General features: G+C 54.0%; 25 protein-coding genes and 7 tRNA genes. 3 read left to right on the top strand and 29 right to left on the bottom strand.

Annotated elements, in window-relative coordinates; all coding sequences use genetic code 11:
* Nucleotides 1-3: 3 nt before the first annotated feature.
* Both NI21_RS0102765 and NI21_RS0102760 read right to left on the bottom strand, forming a co-directional pair.
* On the bottom strand, nt 4-1,218 hold the full coding sequence (locus NI21_RS0102765) for a sugar MFS transporter (RefSeq protein ID WP_033124715.1): 1,215 nt from the start codon (nt 1,216-1,218) through the stop codon (nt 4-6).
* Between the two features lie 26 nt (nt 1,219-1,244).
* Entirely contained in the window at nt 1,245-1,874 is a 630-nt protein-coding gene (locus NI21_RS0102760) for a hypothetical protein (protein WP_033124714.1), read from the bottom strand.
* A gap of 307 nt (nt 1,875-2,181) precedes the next feature.
* On the opposite strand from NI21_RS0102760, the gene NI21_RS0102755 reads away from it, so the two are divergent.
* Nucleotides 2,182-3,204, top strand: a complete 1,023-nt coding sequence (locus tag NI21_RS0102755) for a LacI family DNA-binding transcriptional regulator (RefSeq protein ID WP_033124713.1) — start codon at nt 2,182-2,184, stop codon at nt 3,202-3,204.
* A 94-nt stretch (nt 3,205-3,298) separates the two neighbouring features.
* Here the strand turns inward: NI21_RS0102755 and NI21_RS0102750 are convergent, their stop codons facing one another.
* The 3 genes from NI21_RS0102750 to NI21_RS0102740 are packed head-to-tail and all read right to left on the bottom strand — an operon-like array spanning nt 3,299 to nt 5,971.
* A complete protein-coding gene (locus tag NI21_RS0102750) occupies nt 3,299-4,231 on the bottom strand; it encodes a SufD family Fe-S cluster assembly protein (RefSeq protein ID WP_033124712.1) in 933 nt (310 codons plus the stop codon).
* Between the two features lie 38 nt (nt 4,232-4,269).
* A complete protein-coding gene (locus NI21_RS0102745) occupies nt 4,270-4,995 on the bottom strand; it encodes an ABC transporter ATP-binding protein (RefSeq protein WP_033124711.1) in 726 nt (241 codons plus the stop codon).
* Nucleotides 4,988-5,971, bottom strand: coding sequence for an AraC family transcriptional regulator (locus NI21_RS0102740; protein ID WP_033124710.1), 984 nt, complete (start codon nt 5,969-5,971; stop codon nt 4,988-4,990). Before NI21_RS0102740 ends, NI21_RS0102745 begins: the two co-directional genes overlap by 8 nt.
* A 222-nt stretch (nt 5,972-6,193) precedes the next feature.
* Here NI21_RS0102740 and NI21_RS0102735 point away from each other — a divergent pair, with 222 nt between their 5' ends.
* Nucleotides 6,194-6,823, top strand: a complete 630-nt coding sequence (locus NI21_RS0102735; RefSeq protein WP_052083828.1) for a YitT family protein — start codon at nt 6,194-6,196, stop codon at nt 6,821-6,823.
* A 32-nt stretch (nt 6,824-6,855) separates the two neighbouring features.
* On the opposite strand, the gene yfcE is transcribed toward NI21_RS0102735, so the two are convergent.
* From yfcE to NI21_RS0102710, 5 genes are all read right to left on the bottom strand, one after another.
* Nucleotides 6,856-7,401, bottom strand: coding sequence for a phosphodiesterase (gene yfcE / locus NI21_RS0102730; RefSeq protein ID WP_033124708.1), 546 nt, complete (start codon nt 7,399-7,401; stop codon nt 6,856-6,858).
* On the bottom strand, nt 7,398-8,165 hold the full coding sequence (locus NI21_RS0102725; RefSeq protein WP_033124707.1) for a hypothetical protein: 768 nt from the start codon (nt 8,163-8,165) through the stop codon (nt 7,398-7,400). The genes yfcE and NI21_RS0102725 overlap by 4 nt, the downstream gene beginning before the upstream one ends.
* A gap of 288 nt (nt 8,166-8,453) precedes the next feature.
* The gene (locus NI21_RS0102720) at nt 8,454-9,977 is read right to left on the bottom strand and encodes a family 43 glycosylhydrolase (RefSeq protein ID WP_033124706.1); all 1,524 of its coding nucleotides are present in this window, start codon (nt 9,975-9,977) and stop codon (nt 8,454-8,456) included.
* Between the two features lie 25 nt (nt 9,978-10,002).
* Nucleotides 10,003-11,355: a glycoside hydrolase family 30 beta sandwich domain-containing protein gene (locus NI21_RS0102715; protein ID WP_242842798.1), complete on the bottom strand. Its 1,353-nt coding sequence runs from the start codon at nt 11,353-11,355 to the stop codon at nt 10,003-10,005.
* 20 nt (nt 11,356-11,375) lie between these two features.
* Nucleotides 11,376-12,659, bottom strand: a complete 1,284-nt coding sequence (locus NI21_RS0102710) for a beta-galactosidase trimerization domain-containing protein (protein ID WP_052083827.1) — start codon at nt 12,657-12,659, stop codon at nt 11,376-11,378.
* Here NI21_RS0102710 and NI21_RS0102705 point away from each other — a divergent pair.
* A complete protein-coding gene (locus NI21_RS0102705; protein ID WP_081957951.1) occupies nt 12,625-13,503 on the top strand; it encodes an AraC family transcriptional regulator in 879 nt (292 codons plus the stop codon). The two genes, NI21_RS0102710 and NI21_RS0102705, sit on opposite strands and share 35 nt — an antisense overlap.
* A 30-nt stretch (nt 13,504-13,533) precedes the next feature.
* Here NI21_RS0102705 and nspC read toward each other — a convergent pair whose 3' ends face one another.
* The 19 genes from nspC to rdgB form a co-directional block, all read right to left on the bottom strand.
* Nucleotides 13,534-14,679 (bottom strand): carboxynorspermidine decarboxylase, encoded by a 1,146-nt coding sequence (gene nspC / locus NI21_RS0102700; RefSeq protein ID WP_033124704.1) that lies wholly within the window; start codon nt 14,677-14,679, stop codon nt 13,534-13,536.
* Nucleotides 14,680-14,688: 9 nt separating this feature from the next.
* Nucleotides 14,689-15,891, bottom strand: a complete 1,203-nt coding sequence (locus tag NI21_RS0102695) for a saccharopine dehydrogenase family protein (protein WP_033124703.1) — start codon at nt 15,889-15,891, stop codon at nt 14,689-14,691.
* 30 nt (nt 15,892-15,921) lie between these two features.
* Entirely contained in the window at nt 15,922-16,782 is an 861-nt protein-coding gene (speB, locus tag NI21_RS0102690; RefSeq protein ID WP_033124702.1) for an agmatinase, read from the bottom strand.
* Nucleotides 16,772-17,623 carry a polyamine aminopropyltransferase gene (gene speE, locus NI21_RS0102685; protein WP_033124701.1) on the bottom strand — a complete coding sequence of 284 codons (852 nt, stop codon included), beginning with the start codon at nt 17,621-17,623 and terminating at the stop codon, nt 16,772-16,774. Before speE ends, speB begins: the two co-directional genes overlap by 11 nt.
* A gap of 3 nt (nt 17,624-17,626) precedes the next feature.
* On the bottom strand, nt 17,627-19,093 hold the full coding sequence (locus tag NI21_RS0102680) for an aminotransferase class I/II-fold pyridoxal phosphate-dependent enzyme (RefSeq protein WP_033124700.1): 1,467 nt from the start codon (nt 19,091-19,093) through the stop codon (nt 17,627-17,629).
* 472 nt (nt 19,094-19,565) lie between these two features.
* Nucleotides 19,566-20,189, bottom strand: coding sequence for a DUF47 domain-containing protein (locus NI21_RS0102675; protein WP_033124699.1), 624 nt, complete (start codon nt 20,187-20,189; stop codon nt 19,566-19,568).
* Between the two features lie 31 nt (nt 20,190-20,220).
* Nucleotides 20,221-21,273: an inorganic phosphate transporter gene (locus tag NI21_RS0102670; protein WP_033124698.1), complete on the bottom strand. Its 1,053-nt coding sequence runs from the start codon at nt 21,271-21,273 to the stop codon at nt 20,221-20,223.
* A gap of 25 nt (nt 21,274-21,298) precedes the next feature.
* On the bottom strand, nt 21,299-21,961 hold the full coding sequence (locus NI21_RS0102665) for a TrkA family potassium uptake protein (protein ID WP_033124697.1): 663 nt from the start codon (nt 21,959-21,961) through the stop codon (nt 21,299-21,301).
* A 16-nt stretch (nt 21,962-21,977) separates the two neighbouring features.
* A complete protein-coding gene (locus tag NI21_RS0102660; RefSeq protein ID WP_033124696.1) occupies nt 21,978-23,291 on the bottom strand; it encodes a TrkH family potassium uptake protein in 1,314 nt (437 codons plus the stop codon).
* A gap of 28 nt (nt 23,292-23,319) precedes the next feature.
* Nucleotides 23,320-23,757, bottom strand: a complete 438-nt coding sequence (locus NI21_RS0102655) for a hypothetical protein (protein ID WP_033124695.1) — start codon at nt 23,755-23,757, stop codon at nt 23,320-23,322.
* Between the two features lie 152 nt (nt 23,758-23,909).
* Nucleotides 23,910-23,989, bottom strand: a tRNA-Leu gene (locus NI21_RS0102650).
* Nucleotides 23,990-24,029: 40 nt separating this feature from the next.
* Nucleotides 24,030-24,102 (bottom strand) — tRNA-Lys (locus NI21_RS0102645).
* 10 nt (nt 24,103-24,112) lie between these two features.
* Nucleotides 24,113-24,184, bottom strand: a tRNA-Gln gene (locus tag NI21_RS0102640).
* Between the two features lie 18 nt (nt 24,185-24,202).
* Nucleotides 24,203-24,276 (bottom strand) — tRNA-His (locus tag NI21_RS0102635).
* 97 nt (nt 24,277-24,373) lie between these two features.
* Nucleotides 24,374-24,447: transfer RNA gene (locus NI21_RS0102630), tRNA-Arg, on the bottom strand.
* Between the two features lie 42 nt (nt 24,448-24,489).
* Nucleotides 24,490-24,560, bottom strand: a tRNA-Gly gene (locus tag NI21_RS0102625).
* A gap of 8 nt (nt 24,561-24,568) precedes the next feature.
* A tRNA-Pro gene (locus NI21_RS0102620) sits at nt 24,569-24,643 on the bottom strand.
* Between the two features lie 149 nt (nt 24,644-24,792).
* Nucleotides 24,793-25,275 carry a metallophosphoesterase gene (locus tag NI21_RS0102615; protein WP_033124694.1) on the bottom strand — a complete coding sequence of 161 codons (483 nt, stop codon included), beginning with the start codon at nt 25,273-25,275 and terminating at the stop codon, nt 24,793-24,795.
* Entirely contained in the window at nt 25,253-25,891 is a 639-nt protein-coding gene (rdgB, locus tag NI21_RS0102610; protein ID WP_033124693.1) for an RdgB/HAM1 family non-canonical purine NTP pyrophosphatase, read from the bottom strand. Before rdgB ends, NI21_RS0102615 begins: the two co-directional genes overlap by 23 nt.
* Between the last annotated feature and the right edge of the window lie 9 nt (nt 25,892-25,900).

The raw sequence follows: 25,900 nt of genomic DNA, 5'->3' as shown, positions 1-25,900 counted from the left end.
CTATTATTTATCACTGTTAAATCTTCCTGCTGGAATCAAAATACCGATAACCAACAACGCTAATACTGAAATATATATAGCAATTCTCAGTTCCACATACTCTGCCACAAAGCCAAGCATATAGGGGAACAGTGCAGAACCCAGTGCAAAAGCTACACCCACAAAGGAGCTTGCACTTCCGGAATTCTGCGGGAAAAGAGAGCATCCCAACATAATAAACAGGGGAAACAAGGCTCCCGTCAGAATTCCAAGGCCAGCCACTCCTATCTGCCATAGGATCTGCGTTCCGCCCAGAATGGCCACAGCAAGCAGCACGCTTCCGAGGATAGATGTGACCATTATAAACACTGCCGCCTTTATCTTTTTAAAAACAAAAGTATATAATATGCGCCCGATCAGCACTCCGGTCCAGTATAGCGAAATCACACTGCCCATGAAAGCAGCTGAAAATTTCAGATCCTCTGTCAGATAGGTAGGGAACCACATTGTAATGGTTGTCTGGTGTCCCGTATATAAAAATGCCATGATCAGAATTAGAAAATATCTGTAATTGTGAAGCATTTTTCCAAGATGGGCCAGCGAATATGGATTTTTCTCCGCCCTTTCTACAGATGCCGCCTCCTCAATTCCGATATTATCAGGTTCTTTTAAAATAAGCTTTGACGCCAGAAACAATAATGATAATACACCGCTGGCAATCCCTATGATAAGAAATCGGGACGTCCACACAAAATCTTCAAGCCGTATCGAGAGCTGTGAAGCAACTGTGGATCCTATGCTGTAAAAGGACAGCAAAAATGTTACATAACCGCTCTGTTTTTCTGCACATACAATATCACATGTATACCCTGATGTAAGGATATTCAATATCTGTGTTGACATGCCTAGAGCAAATAAAATGATCAGGAGAAAAATATACGGCGGTACCAGACCAATAAGGCAAAGCCCTGCACTCATCACAATGGCCGCAGCTATAATAATATTGCTTTTTTTCGTCTTATCAGAAAAAAAGGCACCAAGTAAAAGAGATGCGAAGCCGCCAATCTGAAAAAACAGATTTATATTTCCCGCCTGTGAATAATTAAGGCCATAATGCTCAATAATATTGGGCGTCAGATTGCCAATAAATGTAGTCGTAACTGCCAATGCAATCATAAAAATAAGCATAAACACATAAAAAGCGTGCATCCTTATCCCATTACTCACAGTTTTTTCCATAGTATCACCTCTTTCTCAATCAGCTATCAATACTGCCATCCATTGTATTCAAAAGGCTCTGTTTCCGGCCTACCCTCCATCCTGTCTTTATCTTCCTTACAAAATTTGATATAGTCTGCCTTTATCTTTTTAAACTCCTCATCCTCAAGCTCTGGTGTAACACAGCTGGCATCTTCAAGGAAATGAATCACATCACGGCCCATTGCTTTCCCTTTCTGGGTATGCATATCATACGCATAATCAGGTATTTCCAGTGTTTTCCCGTGTTCAAACTCCGCCATAATCCTGCATTTGATATGATCCGAGGAACGTTCTTTTTTACATCTGCAAAGATACCTGATAGCCTGAATAAAAAACAGAGACCTGTCCCCGTCTGCATAGAGAAATTCTTTGCGGATCTGATTTAACGTCCATACATAGACGCAGGCATTTGGATCTCCGAATCCAATATCCTCTACACTAATGGCCAGCAGACGTCTCCACAGCTTTTCTTCCATTTGAGGACTTGTAATATACATCTCATAAGCCGCTCTGATTGCATTCTCTTCTTTTGCTTTTCTGATCGACTTTTGCAACATTGAGATAATCTCATCGCCTGCAAATCCATTTCTTGTTGTAATCTTAGCCCACGGATCATATTTCATAAATTCTGCCATCTCTATTTACCTCTTTCTTTTATTTAGTTTGTGTAACATGCTACATATTATCCGGATCCTTTATATTTGCAATTATATCAATACATCTCTCTCTATTCAATTCGCATTTTTTACAATTTAATTACATTTTATATGTGCAATAATACACAATTTTACATGTAATTTCATTCACTTTGTTACACTTCAACCGTTGGCTTTCGCAAGAGAGATATGATATAATAAATTAACAATTATAAAACAGATTATTCAGACCTTGGAGAGGGTCTATAAACACTACTACTTTGTATAAATGCAAGCGAGGTAAAAAATGGCAGCTACTATCAGGGATATCGCTCAGATGGCAGGCGTATCCGTTGCTACTGTTTCCCGTGTAATACACGGGAACGGATATGTAAAAAAAGAAACCAGAGATTTGGTGGAAGAAATTCTCATTCAGACAAATTATCAGCGTCCGAAAGGTCAAACAGTCAAGGTACAAACCTATAACACCATAGCCGTCCTACTCCCTAACATCACAGACAGCTTTTACGCCGAGATCTTGACCGGACTGAACGATCCTTTCGAAAAAGCGCATTTTAACATCATGTACTTTTCTTCTAACGAAGACGAAAAAAAAGAACTGGAGCTAATCAGAGAACTCTCTCACCAAAATATTGACGGGATTATCATTTCTCCGGTCAATAATAAAGGGGCCTTTCTGCCTGCAACCATCTCTGCTCTGCAGGATTTATCTGTTCCCGTTGTAGTTGTAGGAAGAGATATGAAGTGTTCCAGTTTTGACAACATTTTCATGGCTGAACAGGAAGGCGCCTTTGATGCCACATCTCTTCTGCTCAGAAATGGTCATGAGAGAATTGCTATCATGTGCGGAAAACCTGAAATTCTCTATATGCATCAGCGTCATCAAGGATATATTGATGCTTTGACAAATTGCGGAAAACCCGTCAATCCAAATTATGTAAAATTTGGGCCTTCAAAAATTGATACCGCCTATGAAATGGCTTCCGACCTGTTTTCACTCAGCCCACCTCCAACAGCTATTTTTACTGCTGATACCATTTTTACCCTGGGACTTGTAAAATATCTTTTGACACATGATCTACAGATTGGAAAAGATATATCAATCGTGGCGTTTGGTGATGTAGAGCTGCTTTGGAGCCTGAATTTTAATATCACCTCCATAGTCAAAAGAACCTTTAGTATAGGTGAATATGCCGCCGAAACTATCTTAAAACGTATCTCCTCTTCAACAAATCACGAAAAAATCCGTACATCTTTGATTCCGGAAATACGTTTGCGGGGATCTGAAAAAATGTATACACAAAGATAATCAAAGGACAGGTAAATAAAGTGGAATTCCACCTCATTTACCTGTCCTTTATTAAATCTACGATTATGTTCCTGATATAACAGCTCTTATGAACTTAATTCAAAAACGCCTCCACGATCACGCCTTCTGCCTCTTCCTCAGTCATTCCGAAGGTGCGCAGCTTGATGAGCTGCTCGTTGTTGATCCTTCCGATGGCAGCCTCATGGATGATTGCCGCGTCCAGATGGCGGGCGTCGATCTCCGGGATGGAGCGCACCTGCGCCTCATCCATGATAATAGAGTCGCACTGGATGTGGGCGTGGCATTTTGCCTCTCCCACAGCCCTTGGATGGAAGACCTGGGTAGAGCTTCCCTTTGCCACAGACCGGGAGATAATCTGGGCGGAGCTGTCCTCCCCCTTCATGTAAACGGCCATGTTGGACTCCGCCTTCTGATTGTCGTGGGTCATCAGCTTCTCCACCACATAGAGCTTCGCTCCGGCTCCCATAGTCACCTCAGTCTCTCTCACGGTGGAGTCCACGCCCTTGATCTGGGCCGTATCCAGGGTAAACATGGAATCCTCTTCCATATAGATCTTTGTCACCGGATTCAGGACCCGGGCTCCTGTTCCCTCACCCTCACCGTAGTGCTTCTCCTCGTAGCGGACATTGGCCCCCTTCCCCACGTGGAAGGCATGGATACCGTCGTGACGACTCTCATCGCAGCCGCTGTTGTGGATGCCGCAGCCGGCTACGATCGTGACGTCCGCGCCGTCAGCGATATAGAAATCGTTGTACACAATATCCACCATGCCGGAGGCGCTCACCACAACCGGGATATGCACCTGCTCGCCCTTTGTGTCCCCGTCTATATATACATCTATACCAGGCTTGTCTTCCTTTTTCTTTATCTTAATATGCTCCGTGCTGCCGTGGCACAGGGAAATTCCGTTCTGGCGGAGATTGAAAGCGCCCTCCTGCTTAAATCCGGAGCCGCTGTCTATCTGCCGCAGCACCTGTTCTGTGATCTTATCTAATAATGCTGGCATCTGTCATCTTCTCCTCTCTTTTTGCTTTCTTCCGCTTCTTACGCCTGCTGATCCATACATGTGCAGGACGGCTCCTCCTTGAGGAGCGTGGGGAGCACTTCCTCCCTCGGGCCGATATTCTTGATCCGTCCATCGTCAATGACCATGATCCTGTCCGCCATGCGGATGATCCTCTCCTGGTGGGAGATCAGGATCAGCATCTGATCCTTCTTCTCGTGGATTCTTTCAAACTGCTGTATGAGCATGGAAAAGCTCCACAGGTCAATGCCCGCCTCGGGCTCATCGAAAATACACAGCTTATGGCTCTTGGCCAGCACTGTGGCGATCTCGATCCGCTTCATCTCTCCTCCTGAGAGCGTCCCGTCGATCTCCCTCTTTAAATACTCCTTCGCGCACAGTCCCACCGAACTGAGCATCCGGCAGGCCACCTGCTCCGGAAGCGGTTCACCTGCCGCCAAGGACAGCAGGCGGTCCACTGTCATCCCCTTAAATCGCGGGGGCTGCTGGAAGGCAAAGCCGATTCCCGCTTTTGCGCGGTGGTCGATATCATATCCGGAGATATCCTCCCCGTCCAGGATGATCTGTCCGGCATCCGCCTTCTCAATCCCCATCAGCACCTTTGCCAGGGTGGATTTCCCTCCCCCATTGGGCCCTGTGATCACCAGCATCTCCCCGTTCTCCACGGTAAAGCTGATATCCTTCACGATGCTTCGCTCCACACCGTTTTCATTCACTTTAAAAGTCAGGTTCTTTACTTCAAGCATGTTCCTGATCTCCTTTCTTTTGCTGCGTATTCATGTTCAGCTCCTCTGTGTTTCCCTTTCGTCTTGTCAGTTCCCGGTATTTTCCCGGCGAGATGCCGGCGCTCTCCCGGAACCGCTTCACAAAATAGCTCATGCTGTTGAACCCGCATGAAAAACAGATCGCTGTGATACTGTCATCCGTTGTCTCCAGCTGGCGCATAGCCTGTCTGATCCGGTAACTGTTCAGATAGCTCTTAGGGCTCTGCCCGGTGATCTTCTGAAAGCACCGGAAGCACTCTGTCCTGCTGATGTGGACCTGCTCCGCCACATCCTCCACTGTGATGTCCTCACAGTAGTGCTCCTGGATGAACTGCAGGATCCTCCTTGCCCTCTCCTCATAGATCATTTCCCTGGAAGGCTTTTCCGCCGCCTCGTCCCCCCTGGCATAGTTTCTGATAAAAAGCTCCCATGCCTGGGAGAGCTGGTTCCTAAGGCGCATCTCTGTCAGCCAGCCGTCCTCTCTGCTCAGACAGTACAGCCTGCGCAGACAGACGAGCAGCTCCTCCTGCCAGCCGCTTCCGCGGCGCAGAGGCTCTCCCCGCATCCCGGCATCCTCCATGACCGGCTCAATGAATTTATGAAAGATCAGATTCTCCGTCCCTCCTGAGAGAAACTGGGGGAGAAAGACAATGGATATGCTCTCACTGTCCTCGTATTTGCCGAGGGCGCGGTACATATGCAGCACGCCCGAATTCACAAATATACCTTCTCCCGCCTCGATCCTGTACCGCCTTTCATTCAGTCCGCACTCAAAGGCCCCCTTGAGCGCCACGGTAAACTCCATCTCGGCATGGCAGTGCCAGTCCTCAAGATGATCCCGAAAGTGCGGGAAATCATTAAAATATACCTGGAAGGGGAACTCCTTTGTCCCGTGCTTCTGTAGCTCGTACATCCTCTGGTCCACCCGGATCCTGTCCTGTGTCTGCAGATAGCTCACGCATGTCCCCTCCTTTATCATTTCTGGTACAAATATTATATAAATTGGTCTGAATTTGACAGACGCTGGATGTTTCCGGCACTATAATTATATAGTATACACCCGGTATGTCAAGTGGGGCAGCCCGATTACAGGACAGGCTGCCTCAAACCAGGCTGTTGGCGAGTCCTGACAGAAGCATTTCCGGTACTGCCTGTTCAATCGCAAAGGAGAGATAAAGTGATGAAAAACGAAAAGACAAGACGTATCCTGATGACTGTCTGCGGGATCACCCTGAACGGTATCGCCGTGGGCATGTTCAACTTCTCTGATTTCGGCATGGATCCCTTCCAGGTCTTTGCCCACGGTGTGTGGAATCTGACCTCCATAGGCTTTGGCACCTTTTATATGATTCTGAATCTGATCCTGCTGGCCGCCATGTTCTTCATGGACAGGGCAAAGATCGGTCTGGGCACCTTTATCAACCTCTTTCTCCTGGGCTATGTGGCCGAGTTCTCCGGATGGGTCTGGGACACTCTCTTCCCCCATCCCGGCCTCGCTCTGAAATGCGTCTTTCTTGTGGCGGGTGTCCTTCTCGTCAGCCTGGCTGCCGCTCTGTATTTCACAGCAGATCTGGGCGTGTCCACCTACGATGTCATCGCCCTGTACCTGGACGCCCACACCCGGTTCCAGTTCCAGTATCTTCGCATCACCACCGATGTAATCTGTGTTGTCATCGGCTTCTCCCTGCATGCCACGGTGGGGATTGGCACTGTGATCACAGCCTTTTTCATGGGGCCTGTCATTGCCTTCTTCCGAAGACATGTGTCGGAACCGCTGCGGTACGGGAAAAAAAGAGCCGCACGGGCATGAGGAAAACTGCCCGGCATAAAGGAGGCAGCGCCCTACAGCGCTGCCTCCTTGTATGTCTCTCCCGTCTCCACATCCTTCCAGGTGAACACGCCGTCCTCCAGCATCATATAGCTGTGGGCACTGTTCTCCTTTGGAATGGACACGGATCCGGGATTGATATAGTATTTTCCATCAAACTCCTCAAGCACCGGCACATGGGTGTGCCCGTGCAGAAGAATGTCTCCCTCTTTCAGCATAGGGGGATGGGCTGTATTGTGCTGATGCCCGTGGGTTGCGAAGATCATCCTGTCTCCGGTATACAAAATGCAGTAATCCGCCAGGATTGGGAACTCCAGCACCATCTGATCCACCTCCGTGTCACAGTTCCCCCGGACGCACAGGATTTCCTCCTTCACCTTGTTGAGCATAGCCAGCACTTCCTTGGGCGCGTACTCGCGGGGCAGGTCGTTCCTGGGGCCGTGATAGAGGATATCCCCCAGAAGGAGCAGCTTATCCGGCTTCTCCTCCCGGTATCTCTCCAAAAGGCAGCGGCAGTAATAGGCGCTCCCGTGTATGTCAGATGCGATCAGTATCTTCATTTCCTGCTCTCTCCTTCTCTCAGCTTATTGTATATTTTATCTACGTCATAATCCGGCGCATAGTCCGCGGCGGCCTCACAGATGAGGCGGATCTTTTCCTCCGGCTCCTCCAAGGCCTCAGAAATCTCAGACACCCCTCTGTTTTTCTCCAGCTTCTTACACACGACGGAAATGATCTGCTTCTCCGCTCCAGCATCTTCCGACTCCTGAAGCTCATCCGCAAACAGTTCTCTTAACGCTTCGCACATATCCTTCTCCTCCTTCACTTTCTCCCAGTTGGCCCGGACGATCAGATCCATCGCCGACTGATACCACCGGGAATGACTGTGTTCCTCATACCTCTCCATCAGCTCTTCAATCTCTCTGCCCCTGCGCAGATTGCCCCGCAAATGCTGCAGCAGCTTTCTCGGAAAACGGCTGCACACAAATGTCAGCGTCAGCTCCTGCGGACGGATCTCCATCACCCTGTCCGTGTCAGACTGGTAAATACATGCATAGCCGTATACTTTATAGAAATCGTTTACACTCAGGCTATCTCCCGGCGACTTGTACTCAATGATATTGTGCTTCCTGAAAATGCGGCCAATATTCTTTTCGATTGGCTTCTCCCCGTCCTTTTTGATGAGCAACACATCCATCTGCAGCGGTTTTTTCGTCAGCTGGACCTCATCTTCAATCTCCAGCCGGTCAAGCTCCTTCTCCAGCTCAATCCTGAGAACAGCTGCAAACGCCGGGTGCCACTGCAGCCTTGTCTTCTGTTCCATAGGCCCTCCTCCTTTAATTTTCGCAGGAGGCCTCAGAAGACATTCAGAAATATTTCTCTCCTTCCTTTGAAACCTCTCTGCTTACTCTGATTGTGAAAATAAGCATTAAGATTTCTGACAGGAACGCCGGAGATACTCCCGGCCCTTCTTTGACATGACAGATGCCACATAAGAATATGAGAAAAATAATGCCTGTCAACAGGATAGCACACTTCCACCGCCGCCGCAAGAATATGTGACATAGAAAGAGGGACGTAATACTTTTGAAAAATATTACGTCCCCATATACTAATCTACCGGCTTTGTCTCATCGGCGATGTACTCGAAGAAATCAAAATCCGCACAGTGCTGGTGCCTCACCCTGTCCGCGCAGGTCAGGCCTACCATCGTGCCGGTGAATTCCCCGTACTGGCAGTACTCGTCAGAGAATTTCGCCGTCTCAAAGATCCGGCCGATCTTCGTGTAGTGTTCCCCATCGTAGCTCCACTCGAACCAGGACTTTCTCCCCTGGATCCAGAGACGCAGGTAAATGGGACAGTCCTCCACAGCAGTCCTGGTATTGAGGAACTCCGTCTTCACGCCGTTCTCCAGGTGGATGATGGACAGGGCGCTTCCTCCCAGCGTCTCGCTGTAATATTTCCGGAGATTGATGTAGTTCATATTGTCGTAGTAGAGGATGAGGCCCGCACTGTGCTGGTGCACCTCAGGCAGGAACTCCATCTTCGTGGTGATCCGGGCGTAGACACTTGTCAGCTTTCTGGCAAGGATGCTGACCCTGTTGAGGGACGTCCTGGACTCCTGTCCCCGGAGGCGCACCCAGCCGGGCCTGGCTTTCACATCCGCAAATCTCCGGGGAATGATCCTGGGGGCATAGTACCAATTTCCCAGCTCCCCACTGTCAAAGTCATCAAAATCCGGCGTCTGCGGCAGCGGGCGCTCCGGCAGAGAGCTCTCCTGCGTCTCCTCCTGGGCCATGTTGCTTCCGGAGGCAGACCGGAGCCACCCGTCCTCGGTCCACATCATCTTCTGGATCGCCGTCTCCCGTCCCAGAGTGCAGCACAGCTCCGGGACAAAGGGCCTGGACACGTGAAAGACCATGTAGACCTCCCCCGCCGGCGTCTCCACATAGCTGCCGTGCCCCGCCTTCTGAAGGACGGAGTCCGGGTTATAGTATTTGGGCTTTAAATGATCCGGGTTGTGTCTCTCGTAGGACTCTCCTGGCACAGAGGTAAGGATGGGGTTGGTGGGATCCTTCTCGTAGGGGCCCCACACGCTGCGGGATCGGCCCATGGTGACACAGTGGTTATAACCAGTGCCACCCTCCGCGCACATAATATAGTAATAGCCGTTTTTCTTGGTCAGGTGAGGAGCCTCAATGCAGCCCCGGTCTGTTCCCCCGTTCCAGATCCGCTTCGGATACCCTTTGATCTCCTTCTTCTCCGGGTCATACTCCACCATGCAGATGGCTCCCGGCTTCTCGTAGCCCTCTCTTGTCTCCCACTCCAGGGCCACCACGTACTTGCGTCCGTCATCGTCGTGGAAGAGAGAGGCGTCAAAGCCTGAGGAATGGAGATACACGGGCTCGCTCCAGGGGGCCCAGATCCCCTTGGCGGATGGCAGCTTCTTTAAGTCCACCTTCTCATCGTCGGTGATCACATGGGTGTACAGCTCCCAGTGCTTCAGGTCTCTGGAGTGGTAGACCGGAAGGCCCGGCATCCACTCGAATGTGGACACCGCCAGATAGTAGTCCTCCCCCTTCCGGCATATACATGGATCGGGATTAAACCCGGGAATAATTGGATTTGTTATCATGTCTGTTCTCTCCTTCCAGTCTCTCTCATGCTTCTCTTTCTTCTTTGATCACGCAGCTGGCGATAGCCCTTGGCTCCAGTTCGATAGGACAGAGTTCTCCCTCCATGCGGATCACCGCCGGCAGCGTTTCGTCTGACTTGTTCATGAAAATGCAGGCAATGTCACCGGAGGGATTTTTCCAGGCCGTCATATCCAGCTTCTCCGTGTACTTCGTGTGGGCGATGCGGACAGCCCCGGCCTCGATAAAGTGGGCGAAATGCCAGTAATACCGGCAGATCCTCCTCTCCTCCAGGCGTCCCTCCTCCTCATGGTAGAGATAGGGCGAGTCACAGAAATTGTCCTGGTGGTTGGGGCCGCCCTGGCCGTCCAGCAGGATGTTCCAGTCATAAAAAGCGGACATGCCGTGGTTCAGGTTCCCGATCATATCGTGGGAGAGGCGGATGGCGTTCTCCGTCTCCAAGTCCTTGTCGTATTTTCCGAATTCCAGACAGCTCTCGGACAGGATCAGCTTCTTGTCCGGGTACATCTGCCGCACCAGATCCAGGGCCTCAAAATGATCCCCGCTGTACCAGTGAAAGGCCAGCCCTGTGATCATGGAGTCCGTCCTCTCATCGATGAGCCCCCGGGCCCTCTCAAAAAGCCGCTCCTTGTTGTGGTCCCAGCCAAAGATCTCCACGTGTTCCAGCCCTCTCTTCTTCATCTCCGGGAAGAGGTGATCCCGCAGAAATATCTTTTCCTCCTCCACCGTGTAGACGCAGGAGTCCCATGTCTGCACGGCGGCGGGTTCGTTCTGGAGGGACATGCGCTCCACCTCATAGCCCCTCTTTTCAAACTCCTCAATGTAGCGGCACAGATACCGGGCCCATCTCCCGTAGTACTCCTTTTTCAGGGAGCCGCCTCCGATGCGGCTCCCGTTTGTCTTCATGAACTCCGGCGGAGACCAGGCGGAGAGCATGATCTTCAGCTTTTTCCCCGCTCTCTTCTGGGCCGCCTCCAGGAGAGGAATCATGTGTTTTTCCGTGTGAGCAAAGGAAAAAGTGTCCAGATTATCGTCTGTCTCGTCCTCCACGGCTGAGTAGAGCCGGGTGGAAAAATCGCAGCTGTCCATGTGAAGGCGCACCCGGTTGTAGTGCATGCCCTCCTCCCCGAAATACATGTCCAGCAGCTCCTCCTGCCTGGCTTTGTCCATCCTGGAAAACACATATCCGGCCGCGTCTGTGACAGCCCCTCCAAAGCCCTCCATAGTCTGGAAGGTGACGTCAGGATACAGATTGACCACCTCGTTCTCTGTGCCGTCCTCCGGGATAAATGTATACTGTTCTTCTCTTCGCTCCGGATAAAGTCTCTCCGGGCTCTCTGCCATATATAAATGCAGCATTTCCTCTCTCCTCCACGCTTTTACTTCCGTCTCTCCTCCAGGATCACCACATCCCAGTCCTTCAGATGGATCGGAGCCTGCCTGTCATAGCTTTTCCCTGTCAGAATGTCTGTCCCGTGATCAAAGGGGCAGGGGATTGTCCGCTCCTCCTGGCTGTAGTGGAGGATAAAGTGCAGCCTTCTCCCGTCCTCTGTCTCACTGCTTCTGAGAGTGACAGGCCACTCACAGGATGGCAGGGAAATTCCCGCGTCTGCCGCTGCCTGCCTGTACACATCCTTCAGAAGCCTCTTCTCCGTGCAGCAGCCCACGTACCAGGCAGCTCCGGCTCCGCAGCGGTTCCTCGTGATCCCCGCGTACTGCCCCCAGTAGGGGTGCGCATAGGATGCCTTCGCCTCCGCTGTCTCCGGCTTTAGAAGCTCCATAAAATACCGGACCTTCTCTCCTGCGATGGAAGTCCTGCCGGGCTCTGTGAACTGATTGTAGGTCATTCCGAAGCAGTCCGTCAGTCCATGGGGCTGGACATCCGGGTACACGCTGGAGTGCTCATCCGCCACAAAGGAGCGAAAGGAGCTGACAAGGACTCCGCCCCGCTTTACAAAGGCGTCAAGGCGGTGAATGAGCTCCTCCCCGGCGCAGTAGAGGGCCGGGGTGACGATCATATCGTAACGGTCCTCCTCCAGGGCGTGGGCGTCCACCACGTCGCACTCCAGGTTCAGCTCATAGAGGCTGTCGTACATCCACCGGACCACATCGTTGTAGCTTAAGTCCCTGTCAATGGGGAACCACTGAAGAGCAGTCAGTGAGCGGTTGTCCACAAGGAGAGCAATCCGGTTCTTTTTCTTCAGCCCGGCCAGCTCCGCCCCGTGTTCCTTCCATTCCCGGCCGATATCGCATATCTCTGTGTAGGCCGGATTTGGAAGCAGGTCATGGCTCAGTATGCCGCGCCAGTAGGTCTCATACCCGTTGTGGATAGAGTGCCAGTTCCAGTAGAGCTCCCCTATAGCGCCGCTGGCCAGGTGGCTGTAGGCGTGGAGCCGGAGCTGTCCCGGATAAGGAGTCCAGTACTTGAATGCCTGAGTCTGGCTCTCCAGCACCAGATAATTTTCATTCTTCAGGCTTCGTATGGAGTCCCCGCCAAATGCTGCCTCCGTTCCGGTCAGCTCATCCTGGGTGGGAAAGTAGATATCCGTGCCCGCAAGGTCTACGCACTTCGATGCCTCATAGTGATTGAGATCCGGCTGTACGCAATAGGAATACCCGTCCTGGGCAATGTCTGCCCCGGAGTGCGAGTTCTCCGACTTCACCTCCCATGTGCTCCTCGTCTACAACCTGCTGCACACCAGCTTCCTCTCCCGGGACGACCTGGTGACCGCCAACTGCATGGACAGCTCCATGGACGACGCCATCATGGAGGACTTCTCCTCCCTGGTCTTTGACCGGAGGGAGCAGGAGCAGCCCCACAATCCTTACGACCAGGAGCTGCGGGAGTTCTCCAGCATCGAGCACGGGGACATCGGCATGCTCCGGCGCAGCCTGCAGGAGGACTACACGGGAAAGATCGGGACACTGGCCAAAGACGAGGTCCGCCACATGCGCAACCGGGGCATTGTGGTGGTCACGCTGGCAAGCCGTGCAGCCATCAGAGGCGGCCTTCTCCCGGAGGTATCCTTCTCCATGAGCGACGTCTTCATCCAGAAGCTGGAGGAGGAATCAGACACGGCTGTCCTGCTGAACATGATGCACCAGTTTGAATTCAAATATGCAGAGATGGTGGCGGACTTAAATTCCCAGAAGGCAGGCCGGCCAAGGAAAGACCAGAACCCCCGGGTGGACCAGTGCAAGGACTATATATTCAAGCATCTCCATGAAAAAATCCGCATCCAGGACATTGCCGACGAGCTGTACCTGAACGCCAATTATCTGTCCGAGATCTTCCGCCAGCACGAGGGTCTCACCATCACGGATTTTATCCTGCGCGAAAAGGTCGGGCTGACAAAAAACCTGCTCTCCTACTCCCCCTACTCCTACAGTGAGATCGCCGCCTACCTGGGCTTTTCTTCTCAGAGCCATCTGGGAAAGACCTTCAAGAAGCACACCGGCATGACGCTGAAGCAGTACAGGGATCAGTACGGCGTGCGGGAATTCTGAGCTTCCCGCACGGCCACGGAAAAGGCAGGCTTACGAAAGCCTGCCTTTAAAATCCTCATAGCCGAACCGGCGCACCAGTTCCCTGCTCCCGTCCTCCCTCTCAAGGACAATATCCGGAAGGGCCATGCCGTTGAATGTATTGTTTTTTACCATGGAGTAGATGGCCATGTCCTGGAACTCCAGCACGTCCCCGGTCTCCAGGGGCCGGTCAAAGGAGTAGTCTCCGATCACATCCCCCGCCAGACAGGTGGGGCCTGCCAGACGGTATGTAAAAGGCTTTTCGCCCGGAAGGCCTGCCCCGGAAAGGGACGGGCGGTAGGGCATCTCCAGTACATCCGGCATGTGGCAGGCGGCAGATGCGTCCAGGATGGCTGTCTGCACGCCGTTTTCCGTGATCTCCAGCACACTGGTCCGAAGCGTCCCGGCCTGCAGCGCCACCGCCTCCCCGGGCTCCAGATAGACTGTCCCTCCGCAGAGCTTCTGCACCCGGCGGATGCACTGCTTCAGCGTCTCCATGTGGTACCCCGGGCGGGTGATATGATGTCCTCCGCCCAGGTTCACCCACTTCATCTTCGCCATGTACACACCGAACTTTTCCACCACTGCATCCAGGGTCACTGCCAGGGCGTCCGCGTCCTGCTCGCACAGAGTGTGGAAATGCAGCCCCTCTATCCCCTCCAGCAGGTCCGGCGTCTCCGCAAGGGCCCTCTCAAGCTGGGAGAGGGTAGTCCCCAGCCGGGAGCCGGGGGCGCAGGGGTCGTAGATGGCGTGGCCCTCCTGGGTGGAGCACTCCGGATTGACACGAAGTCCCGGGCTCCTCCCCGCCGCCAGGATCTGCCTCTTGTATCTCCGTATCTGCTGGGGGGAGTTGAGGACTACGTGTCCGCAAAGGGAGAGGATTTCGCCCATCTCCTCCTCCCGGTAGGCGGGGGAGAAGATGTGGTTCTCCTTCCCCATGCACTCCGCCCCCAGCCTGGCCTCGTAGAGGCCGCTGGCTGTGGTCCCTGCCAGATAGTTTCCTATGAGGGGGTAGACCCGGAACATGGAGAAGGCCTTCTGAGCCAGCAGGATCCGGCATCCCGTCTCCCGGGCCAGGCCGGCAAGCTGCTCCAGATTTTCCTTGAGCGCCCGCTCCTGCACGATGTAGCAGGGCGTATGTATCTTGCTTTCTCTCATCTTTCTCTCCTAGTCCACCAGCTCCGGGTCCTCGCTGACCTTCCAGGGAAGTCCCCACTTGTTCAGCGCTTCCATGAACGGATCCGGGTCAAACTCTTCCATATTATACACGCCCGGCTTCTTCCATGTGCCGTTTAAGATCATCATGGCGCCGATCATGGCCGGCACGCCTGTAGTGTAGGCCACTGCCTGGGAGCCCACCTCTTTGTAGCACTCCTGGTGATCACAGGTATTGTAAATGTAGATCTTCTTCTCTTTTCCGTCTTTCTTTCCCACAAAGATGCAGCCGATGTTTGTCTTTCCCTTTGTCCGCGGTCCCAGGGAGGAGGGATCCGGCAGTACGGCTTTTAAGAACTGCAGGGGCACGATCTCTTTCCCCTCAAACATAATGGGTTCAATGGAGGTCATCCCCACATTCTCCAGGCACCGCAGGTGAGTGAGATAGCTCTCCCCGAATGTCATAAAGAAGCGGATCCTCTTGATGCCAGGGATATTGAGAGCCAGCGACTCGATCTCCTCGTGGTGGAGAAGATACATATCCTTCGGGCCGATCTCCGGGAAGTTGTAGACCCGCTTGATCTCCATGGGCTCTGTCTCCACCCAGTGTCCGTCCTCCCAGTAGGAGCCTTTGGCGGACACCTCCCGGATGTTGATCTCCGGGTTGAAGTTGGTGGCAAAGGGATAGCCGTGGTCTCCCGCATTGCAGTCCAGGATGTCGATATAGTTGATCTCGTCAAAATAGTGCTTCAGCGCGTAGGCGGAGAACACACTGGTCACTCCCGGATCAAAACCGCTTCCAAGAAGGGCTGTAAGGCCTGCCTTCTCGTAGGCGTCCCGGTAGGCCCACTGCCATTTGTACTCAAATTTTGCCGTGTCCTCGGGCTCGTAGTTGGCCGTGTCCACATAGTGTACGCCGCAGGCCAGGCAGGCGTCCATGATGTGAAGGTCCTGGTAGGGAAGAGCCAGGTTCAGCACCACCTCCGGCTCCACTTTTCTGATGAGCGCTTTCAGTTCCTCCACGTTATCCGCATCCACTTGGGCGGTGGTGATCTTTGTCTTTGTAGTGCCCTCCAGCTTCTCCTTCAGCGCGTCACACTTGGACACGGTGCGGCTGGCGATGCAGATCTCTGAAAACACCTCGCTGTTCTGGCAGCATTTCTGGATAGCCACGCTGGCCACTCCTCCGCATCCGATGATCAGTACTTTTCCCATTTCTAATATCCTCCTTTTCTTCTCTCTTTTCTATTTTGTTCCAAGGGCGATGAGCATCTCCCTTATGATCTTGCATGCCGCGGCCGTGGAAGCCCCTGTGGGGTCAAAAGGCGGGCTCAGCTCTGTCACGTCGCACCCGATGACCTCTGCCTTCCGGCACACTTCCGTCACGGCTCTCTGCAGCTCCATATAACTTACGCCTCCCGGCTCCGGCGTTCCCGTCCCGGGAAAGACGGAAGGGTCCATCACATCCAGATCTACTGTGAAGTACACCGGGACGCCCTTCAGTTTCTCCAGCGTCTCCCCCAGTCCCTCCAGGGTGAAAGGATGAAGATCCGTGTGTCCCTCCCGGGCCCAGCCAAACTCCGCCCTCTCCCCGGAGCGGATGCCGAACTGGTGGATGCGGCCATCCCCCAGCAGCTCCCAGCACCGCCGAAGGACGCAGGCGTGGGACAGCTCCACCCCCAGGTAATCCTCCCGCAGGTCCGTGTGGGCGTCAAAGTGCAGGATGTGAAGATCCGGATATTTCCGGGCCGCCGCCCGGACACTTCCCAGGGTCACCAGGTGCTCTCCCCCGATGAGGAAGGGCAGCTTCCCGTCCCGGAAGATCTCCCCGGCCGTCTCCTCAATCTGATCCAGCACCTTCTCCGAGCTTCCGATGGCCAGCTCCAGATCTCCCATGTCAAAGCCCCGGCACTCCTCCAGGCTTCTGTCCTGGTAAGGGCTGTAAGTCTCCAGCCCGTAGGAGTCCGCCCGGATGGCGCCTCCGGCAAAGCGGGTCCCCGGCCGGAAGGAGGTGGTGGAGTCAAAGGGCGCCCCGTAAAGGACAATGTCCGCCTCCTCGTAGGTACAGTCACATCCCATGTAATCTACAATATTTTTATTCAACATCTTCCAGCAGCTCCTCCACATAGACAGGCAGTGCAAACACCCCTGCGTGCAGTCTTGGTTCATAGTATCTTGTGCGGATGCCTTTCAGCTTCCAGGCCACAGCGTTTAAATCCTCCAGGGGGTGGTACTTCTTTGACGCAAAGCCAAAGAGCCAGTGCCCCGACGGGTAGGAGGGCAGGTGGGCCTGGTACACCCGGCAGATGGGAAAGGTCTCCACGATCCGCTTGTGCATCCGCTGGCACTGGAAAGCCTCCTCCGTGTAAAAAGGACTCTCATTCTGGTTGACCATGATGCCGTCCTCCCGGAGGGCATTATAGCAGTTCCCGTAAAACTCTTTTGTGAACAGTCCCTCCCCGGGTCCGAAGGGGTTGGGGGAGTCGATGATGATGAGGTCGTACCGGTCCGTCTGGGAGCGGATGAACCGCAGGCCGTCCTCGTGAAAGATCTCCACCCTCTCATCGTTGAGACTGCAGGCGATCTCCGGGATATATTTCCGGCAGACCTCCACAAGAAGGGGATCCATCTCCACCACATCGATGTGGCGGATCTCCTCGTACTTGATCAGCTCCCGGACCACACCGCCATCGCCCCCGCCGATGACAAGCACGTCCTCCACATGGGGGTGCACCGCCATGGGCACGTGGGTGATCATCTCGTGGTAAATGAATTCATCCTTCTCTGTCAGCATCAGGTCCCCGTCCGCCACAAGGATCCGGCCGAACTCCCGGGAGTCCAGCACATCGATCCGCTGGAACTCGCTCTGGGCGCTGAAAAGCTGTTCCTTGATGCGGATGGACAGCTTCACGTCCTCTGTGTGTTCATCTGAAAACCACATTTCCATGGTCTACACGCCTCCCTTCTTCTCTGTGACAACATTGAGCTTCTCGATCTTCTCATCCTCCGGCCCGGTCATGGAGCAGCCTTTCTCCTTGGCGTAGAGGATGTACTCGATGATCTCGTCCGTGATCTCCTCCCCCGGCGCCAGGATGGGGATCCCCGGCGGATAGCACATGACGAACTCACTGCAGATCCGCCCCTCCGCCTCCTGGATGGGGAGCTGTTCCTTGGGCGCGTAGAAGGACTCCTGGGGCGTCATCACCACCCGGGGCGGTATGTACTCCTGGGAGAGCATACCTGTCTTGTCCTTCTGGTAACGCCGCTTGATGTCCGCCAGGGCGCTGACCAGGCGCTCCACCTCCTGCTTCCTGTCGCCGATGGACAGGTAAGCCAGCATGTTTCCCAGATCCCCGAACTCGATCTGGATGTCGTACTCATCCCGCAGGATGTCGTACACCTCGATGCCGGCCAGGCCAATGTCCAGGGTGTGGACAGACAGCTTTGTGGGGTCGAAGGCATAGACGCTGTCCCGGTTCACCAGCTCATCGCCAAAAGCGTAGTAGCCGCCGATCCGGTTGATCTCCTCCCGCGCGTACTCTGCCAGCTCCGCTACCTTCGCGAAGGCCTCCCTCCCCCGCAGGGCCAGATTTCTCCTGGAGATGTCCAGGCTGGAAAGCAGCAGGTAGGAGGCGCTGGTCGTCTGGGTCAGATTGATGATCTGCCGCACGTAGCCGGGGTGCATGTCCTTCCCCACCAGGAGGAGGGAGCTCTGGGTCAGGCTCCCGCCGGACTTGTGCATGCTCACCGACGCCATATCCGCCCCTGCGGCCATGGCTGTCACAGGGAAGTTTTCCCCGAAGTAAAAGTGGGTGCCGTGGGCCTCGTCCACCAGCACCTTCATGCCGTGGCTGTGGGCCGCCTCCACAATGGTCCGAAGATCGGAGCAGATGCCGTAGTATGTGGGGTTGTTCACAAACACGGCCACCGCGTCCGGGTTGTCGCGGATGGCCTGCTCCACCTGCTCCACTTTCATGCCAAGGGAGATCCCCAGATGCCGGTCCACATCCGGGTTCACATACACCGGCCTTGCGCCGCACAGGACAAGGGCATTGATAATGCTCCTGTGGACATTCCTCGGCATGATGATCTTATCCCCCTTTTTACAGCAGGCCAGGGCCATGCTCTGGACCGCCGATGTGGTGCCGCCCACCATGAGAAAGGCGTGGGCCGACCCGAAGGCCTCCGCCGCCAGCTCCTCCGCCGCCTTGATCACAGAGACCGGATGGCACAGATTGTCCAGCGGCTTCATGGAGTTTACATCGATATTGACGCACCTGTCCCCCAGAAGCTCTGAGAGCTCCGGGTTCCCTCTTCCCCTCTTGTGCCCCGGCACGTCAAAGGGCACGATCCGCATCCTCCGGAACTGCTCCAGCGCCTCGTAGATGGGGGCATCCTCCTGTACATATTTTTTCATGCTTCACTCACTCCTTCCTGCAGCGCCTGCGGTCCCGCCGGAGGACTCTTATCCTGCCCGGGCGTCCCAGGGACTTTCCGGCAGAACAAAAAAACGCAGGCAGAAGGGCACCTTCCACTTGCGTTTCATCACTCTATCACAAATATACATACAGACACACCCGCAGAAAAATCCTTTCGCGTTTCCTGGTGTCATGTTATGGACAGATATGGGACCTTTTAGAGTCTATATAGCAAATATTTTTACTTTTACTACTCTTATTGACCGTTTCACAAGTTTTGTATGCCTTTTTGCACACTGGTTATAAAGTAACCAACTTATAAAATTTGAGCTTCTAACTCAATCAATAAGGCAGCCTGTCTCTCTGCTGCCGAAAAAATATTTGCATGGAAGCCATATCTGTTTTCCATACGTGTTTACTTATATCATATTTTTTGTAAACATGCAAGAAATATTTTCGAAAAAAACCGGTCTAGGAATTTTTCATCACAACCTCTTCCACCACGTCCGCCACGTGCTCGCAGGCGTCCGCGCACTTCTCCAGGTAGGTGTAGATCTCTCTCCAGGCCAGGATCTCCAGCACATCTCCTACCTCCGTATGGAGCGCCCTCATGCTGGCAAAATAGATCCTGTCCGCCTGCTCCTCCAGGGAGTTGATGCGGATGATACTCTCATTCAGCTTTTTGGAGCGGCGGAAATCCGGGAACTCCTTCACAAGGGCGCACACCTCCTCCGTGCAGGCGATGACGATGTCCAGCATCCTGAGGGCGTCCGGACGGATGGTCTGCACATTGTTCATGTAGATGCGGATGAAGACCTCCTCCGCCTTGTCAGTCAGCTCATCGATATTGTAGCTTAAGGATATGATATCCTCCCTCTCAATGGGGGTGATGAAGGCCTTGGCCAGCCGGTCTGTGAGCTGATGCTTCTTTTCATCCGCCTCGTGCTCGATCCGGTGGATCTCCTCCATATTCTCCTCCATTTTCGCCGGGTCAAAGGCCGTCAGCTTCTCCTTCAGAAAATGGGTCGCTTTTCTTGCAAGCTCCGCACACGCGGCAAAATTATCATAATAAAACGCGTCCTGTTTTTTTGACATTGTTCTTTTCTCCTTTTCTCCTGTATTTTACCTAAAAGACAGCCATGAATATCTTGGCCATCACAAAGCTGATAATGCCGCACCCCGGGAATGTGAAGATCCAGGTGAGCATCATGTCCTTCACCACATTAAAATTAATGGCGGACAGCCGCTTCACCGCACCCACGCCCATGATGGCGCTGGTCTTTGTGTGGGTGGTGGATACAGGGATGCCGAACACGCTGGAGAGGAGCAGACAGAAGGCCCCTGCCAGGTCGGCAGAAAAGCCCTGGTAGCGCTCCAGCTTCACCATGTCCATGCCCACGGACTTGATGATCTTCTCTCCTCCCACGCTCGTCCCAAGCCCCATGACGATACTGCACAGGAGCATAAGCCACACCGGGATCTCCATGCCGCTGACCGAATTCTGTCCGTTGCAGAAGGCGATGCCAAGGAACAGCACGCCGATAAATTTCTGGCCGTCCTGAGCCCCGTGCATGAAGCTCATGGCGGCGGCGCCCACGATCTGGGCTCCCCCGAAGAACCGGTCCGCCCTGCGCCTCTCCATGTTCTGACAAAGGACCGTGATGGCCCGGCAGATGACCCAGCCGGTGATAAATCCGAGAGCCAGGCTCAGCACAAGGCCGTAGATGACCTTGACCCACTCCGCCCCGTTGATGCCGCCCACGCCGCCCTGGATGGCGATGGCGGCGCCGGATATGCCCGCAATGAGACTGTGGCTCTCACTGGTCGGAATGCCAAAGACCGAAGCGGCCACACTGTACACCACGATGGAGATGAGGGCCGCGCACAGGGCCACCAGAGCCTCCTGGGTATTGCTGCCGAAGTCCACCATGTTGCTTATGGTGGATGCCACGGAGCTGTTGATCTGGGTCATGACAAACACACCCAGAAAATTGAAGGCCGCACTCATCATGATAGCCGTGCGGGCCGGCAGACATCTCGTCGTCACGCAGGTGGCGATGGCGTTGGGCGCGTCCGTCCATCCGTTGACGAAGATCACGCCCAGCGTCAGGATCAGCGTGATGACAAGGACCGGGCTGCCGGACATGGCATCCAGGAAATAACTTAACGAAACATCCATAAACCTTTTCCCTCCCGCCTGCTGTTTACAGGCTTTCCTCAAATGTATTGATATTGTCAGCCTTTCCGATGACTACGATGATGTCGCCGTCCTTAAGCTGGTAATCAGGCTGCACCTCTATGGTAGTCTCGCTGCCGCTCTCTATGGCAATGATGTTCAGGCCGTATTTCCGCCGGAGCTGGATCTGCTCCACGGTTTTTCCCACCATCCTCTCCGGGATGCGGATCTGTGTGATCTGCACGCTGTGGTCCAGGGGGATATAGTCCAGGAAATTCCCGGACAGAAGCCGGCGCCCCAGACGCAGTGCCATATCCCGCTCCGGGTAGACCACCTCGGCGCCCAGCTTTTTCAGCACAGCGCCCTGCTCCGGCGACAGCGCCTTGGCGATGACCCTGGGAACTCCCATCTCTATCACGCTCATGGTAGTCAGGACGCTGACATCCACCTTCTCGCCAATGCAGACGATGACCACGTCGCAGTTGTGGATACCCGCCTCCCTCAGCGCCTCCATGCTCAGGTCATTTGTCACAAAGGCATAGTCTGTATAATTTCGCATTTCCCGTATGGAGCTCTCCTCCCGGTCCATGACGATGACGTCATTGTCGGACTCTGCCAGCGTCACGGCAAGTGCCATGCCGAAGCGTCCCAGACCAATGACTCCGTATGTTAATTTCGATTTTTTCCTCATGATTTTTTCTCCTCTATCAGCCGATGGCAATATTCTCCTCTGAGTAGCGTATCTTCGGTTCCGGATGGCTGATCCAGATAGTGAGGAGCGTAAACGCTCCCAGTCTTCCGATAAACATGACAAAGATAATGACGATCTTGGCCGCCACACTTAAGCCAGGCGTGATGCCCGTGGAAAGTCCTACCGTTCCAAAAGCGGACACCACCTCAAAGAACACCTGGATAAACGTGCGGTCCGGCTCCAGCACACACAGAAGGAAGGTGGCCACGCACACCACCATCATGGACAGCACGGTGATCATGCTGGCTTTTGAAATATTCTGCCGGGAAATACTTCTCCGGAACGCGCAGACATTTTTCTTCACACATGCGCTCCTGGCCGCCTGGAACAGCACAAAAAAGGTGCTGGTCTTGATACCGCCTCCGGTGGATCCCGGCGAAGCGCCGATGAACATGAGCACGCACAGGACGAAAAGCCCGGCGTTCGTAAAATCTCCGATGGCATAGGTGGAAAATCCCGCCGTCCTGGCCGACACGCTCTGGAAAAACGCTCCCAGCCAGGAAATATCCTCCGTGGCCTTTAAAAGCAGCGTGCCCGCGATGATCAGCACAATGCTGGTGGAGATGACCACCTTGGAGTGGAAGGACAGCTTTTTAAAGCACCTTTTCTTTGCAATGTCCAGAATGACCAGAAAGCCCAGGCCGCCGAATATGATCAGCCCGGCCGTGGTCAGGTTCAGAAGGACGCTGTCCTGGTAAATGGTCAGGTTCCGAAGTCCTCCCAGGATGTCAAATCCCGAGTTGTTGAAAGCCGCGATGGAGTGGAAAATGCTGATCCCCACCGCGTGGAGCGGCTCATGGTCCCGGCTGAACACAGGGTAGCTTAAGATAGCCCCGGCCGCCTCAAAGAGAAGCGTCATCAGGAGGACAGACCGTATGAGGCGCACCATCCCCTTGTAACTGTCCACGTTCAGGGCTTCCTTCACGAGAAGCCTTGTCTTGATACTCACCCGCTTTCCTGCCGCCAGCATCAGTCCCACGCCCACCGAGGTCACTCCCAGGCCGCCGACCTGTATCAGCAGAGCCACCAGTCCCTGCCCAAAGGCCGTAAAATGGTCCGCCGTGTCGATGGCGATCAGCCCCGTCACACAGACAGCGCTTGTGGATGTAAACAGCGCGTCGATGAAGGACACATGCGCTCCGTCCTTCACGGATACAGGCAGACACAAAAGCACGGCCCCCAGAAGGATCACTGAGGCAAAGCCTATCGCTATCAGCCGCCCGGCAGGCTGTCTCTTAAAAAATCCGATAAGTGTTATTCTGCTTTTCATTTTTTACTCCTGTTTTCTGCAAGTGATGTCACATTGTCAGCAAAACAGCTTCTCTCTTTTTTCCATCTTTCTGATACAGGATAAATAGATCGCACAGAAACCGTGCAGGAAGATATGGGTCCGGCTTCAGGAGCACCGCCTTTTTCCTCATGCGGGCGCACAGGAACAAAGCTGCCAGAGCAGGACAGCACAGCCACGTCAGCCACTGCCCTCTGCCAGCGCCATGCTTTGTACGCCCTGCCGCCGCGCTCACCAGGGTCCCCCTTGTCTTATGGCGGGCGCTGTCGTCCAGACACACGTCATACAGGCTCATCCCGCAGGAGTTGTCTATATGACAGATACCGGCGTGTGTGCCGGTGGGCGGTACATCTGAAGCCTCTCCTCTTAGAAAAAGGCTGGAAGGCGCGGCCACACAGATGATGGCCATTGCTATGATCAACATGACTGTTCTGAGTTTGCGGTGCATCTTTTACAGCCCTCTCTTACAAGAAATTTTACATTCATTTTACAGTAGCAAACAATACTTCTTATATCATTAATTTTCCCGGCTGTCAAGCACCAGAACAGAAGAACGGCCGGGCACCGCGTTCCGCAGCGTCCGACCGCTCAAAAAATAAATGCGGATGACAGGAATCGAACCTGCACACCGAAGTACCAGATCCTAAGTCTGGCGCGTCTGCCAGTTCCGCCACATCCGCAGGATGAATAAAAAAACGCAGCCATCCGGCTGCGTGTCAGTGAGCGTGCGGGGATTCGAACCCCGGACAACTTGATTAAAAGTCAAGTGCTCTACCACCTGAGCTACACGCCCGCACATAAAACTGGGCTAGTTGGATTCGAACCAACGAATGCAGGAGTCAAAGTCCTGTGCCTTACCGCTTGGCGATAGCCCAATAGCCCTTTCGGGTAAAGGTGGATACAGGGATTCGAACCCTGGGCCTCCAGAGCCACAATCTGGCGCGCTAACCAACTGCGCTATACCCACCATTTTCTATTTTTTCCATACGCCAGGCCTCTTATCAAGGCATTATGGACTGACCCGCCACAATAATGACACATTGTCTTTTCTGTGAACGTGCCAACGAGCCTGGGGGGATTCGAACCCTCGACCTACGGCTTAGAAGGCCGTTGCTCTATCCAGCTGAGCTACAGACTCAAAGATAAATCCTGAGGCATGTCCATATGATCGCCTCAAGAAAGCGGGTGATGGGAATCGAACCCACGTATCCAGCTTGGAAGGCTGGTGTTCTACCATTGAACTACACCCGCATACATGATCGGGGTGACAGGATTTGAACCTGCGACCTCCTGGTCCCAAACCAGGCGCTCTAGCCAAGCTGAGCCACACCCCGAGGTCTATTCGTACATGCGCACTCACGTGGCACGATAATAATTATATCTGAACAAGCTGCCGATGTCAACAACTTTTTTTATTTTTTCAGATTGGGCTCCCACACAGCTGTCACCCGCGGTTCCCGTCCACAGCTTTCTTCCCCGGTTCTCACCCCAGGTAGCGTATCTCACAGGAGACCTTCCCATCCTGGTCCACCTCCATCAGGATGTAGCTGGGCTTTCTCCCCTTCTGCCTGGGGTAGGAGATGCTCCCCGGGTTCAGGGTGATCAGATCCGGCTCCACCGTGAGGGCGGGCATATGGGTGTGGCCGTACATGACGATGTCAGCCCCCCGGCCCCTGGCCTCGGCCTTCAGCCGGTCCTCGTTCATACCTACAAAGTAGCCGTGTCCATGGGTGATGAAGACATGGTGGTCCCCAATAAAGAACTCCTCCTCCCAGGGCAGGTCGGAAAAGAAATCATTGTTCCCGCTCACCATATGTACCGGGCAGCCGGCCACCGCCTCGATGTAATCTGCCTTTCCCTCCACATCGCCCAGATGGATCAGCATATCCAGGGGGCCTTCCTTCTCCAGCGCCCTCTCCAGATTGCCGTGGGCCTTGTGCGTATCACTTACGATCAGTATCCTCATTTGACAGCCTCTCTTCCATGATCTTCCTCATCTTCCTCAGTCCCTCGCCTCTGTGGCTGAGAGCGTTCTTCTCCTCCGGCGGAAGCTGTGCGCTGGTGCAGCCGTACTGGGGCAGAAAGAAGATGGGATCATAGCCGAAGCCGTTTTCCCCGATGATCTCATGACCGATGCGGCCTTCCATGGTGCCCCGCACTACTTCCTCCGTCCCGTCCGGGAACTCCGCCGCGATGGCGCACACAAACCTGGCGGTCCGCTGCTCATCGGGGACTCCCTCCAGCCGCTCCAGAAGAGCGCTGTTCTTGATGTCATAGGATGTGTCCGTCCCCATGTAGCGGGCTGAGTAGATGCCCGGCTCCTTGTTCAGGTAATCGATCTCCAGGCCGGAGTCGTCGGCCAGGACGATCGCGTCCCGGTTCTCCTCCATCCCGGCGGCGATCCTGCGCACCGCCCTGGCCTTGATGAGGGCGTTCTCCTCAAAGGTGGATCCGTTCTCCTCCGGGTCCGCCTCGATCCCGGCTTCCCTCTGGGAGAGGATCTCCATGCCAAGATCCGAGAGGATCTGGCGGATCTCCACCATTTTATTTGCATTGCCTGTGGCAAATATGATTTTTTTCATTGCTGCTGT

The sequence above is a fragment of the Eubacterium sp. ER2 genome, assembly GCF_000765215.1.
In the GTDB taxonomy this organism is placed as follows: Bacteria; Bacillota; Clostridia; order Lachnospirales; family Lachnospiraceae; genus Claveliimonas; species Claveliimonas intestinigallinarum.
The sequence above is the reverse complement of the archived record's forward strand: the minus strand, read 5'-3'. Positions and strand labels throughout refer to the sequence as shown.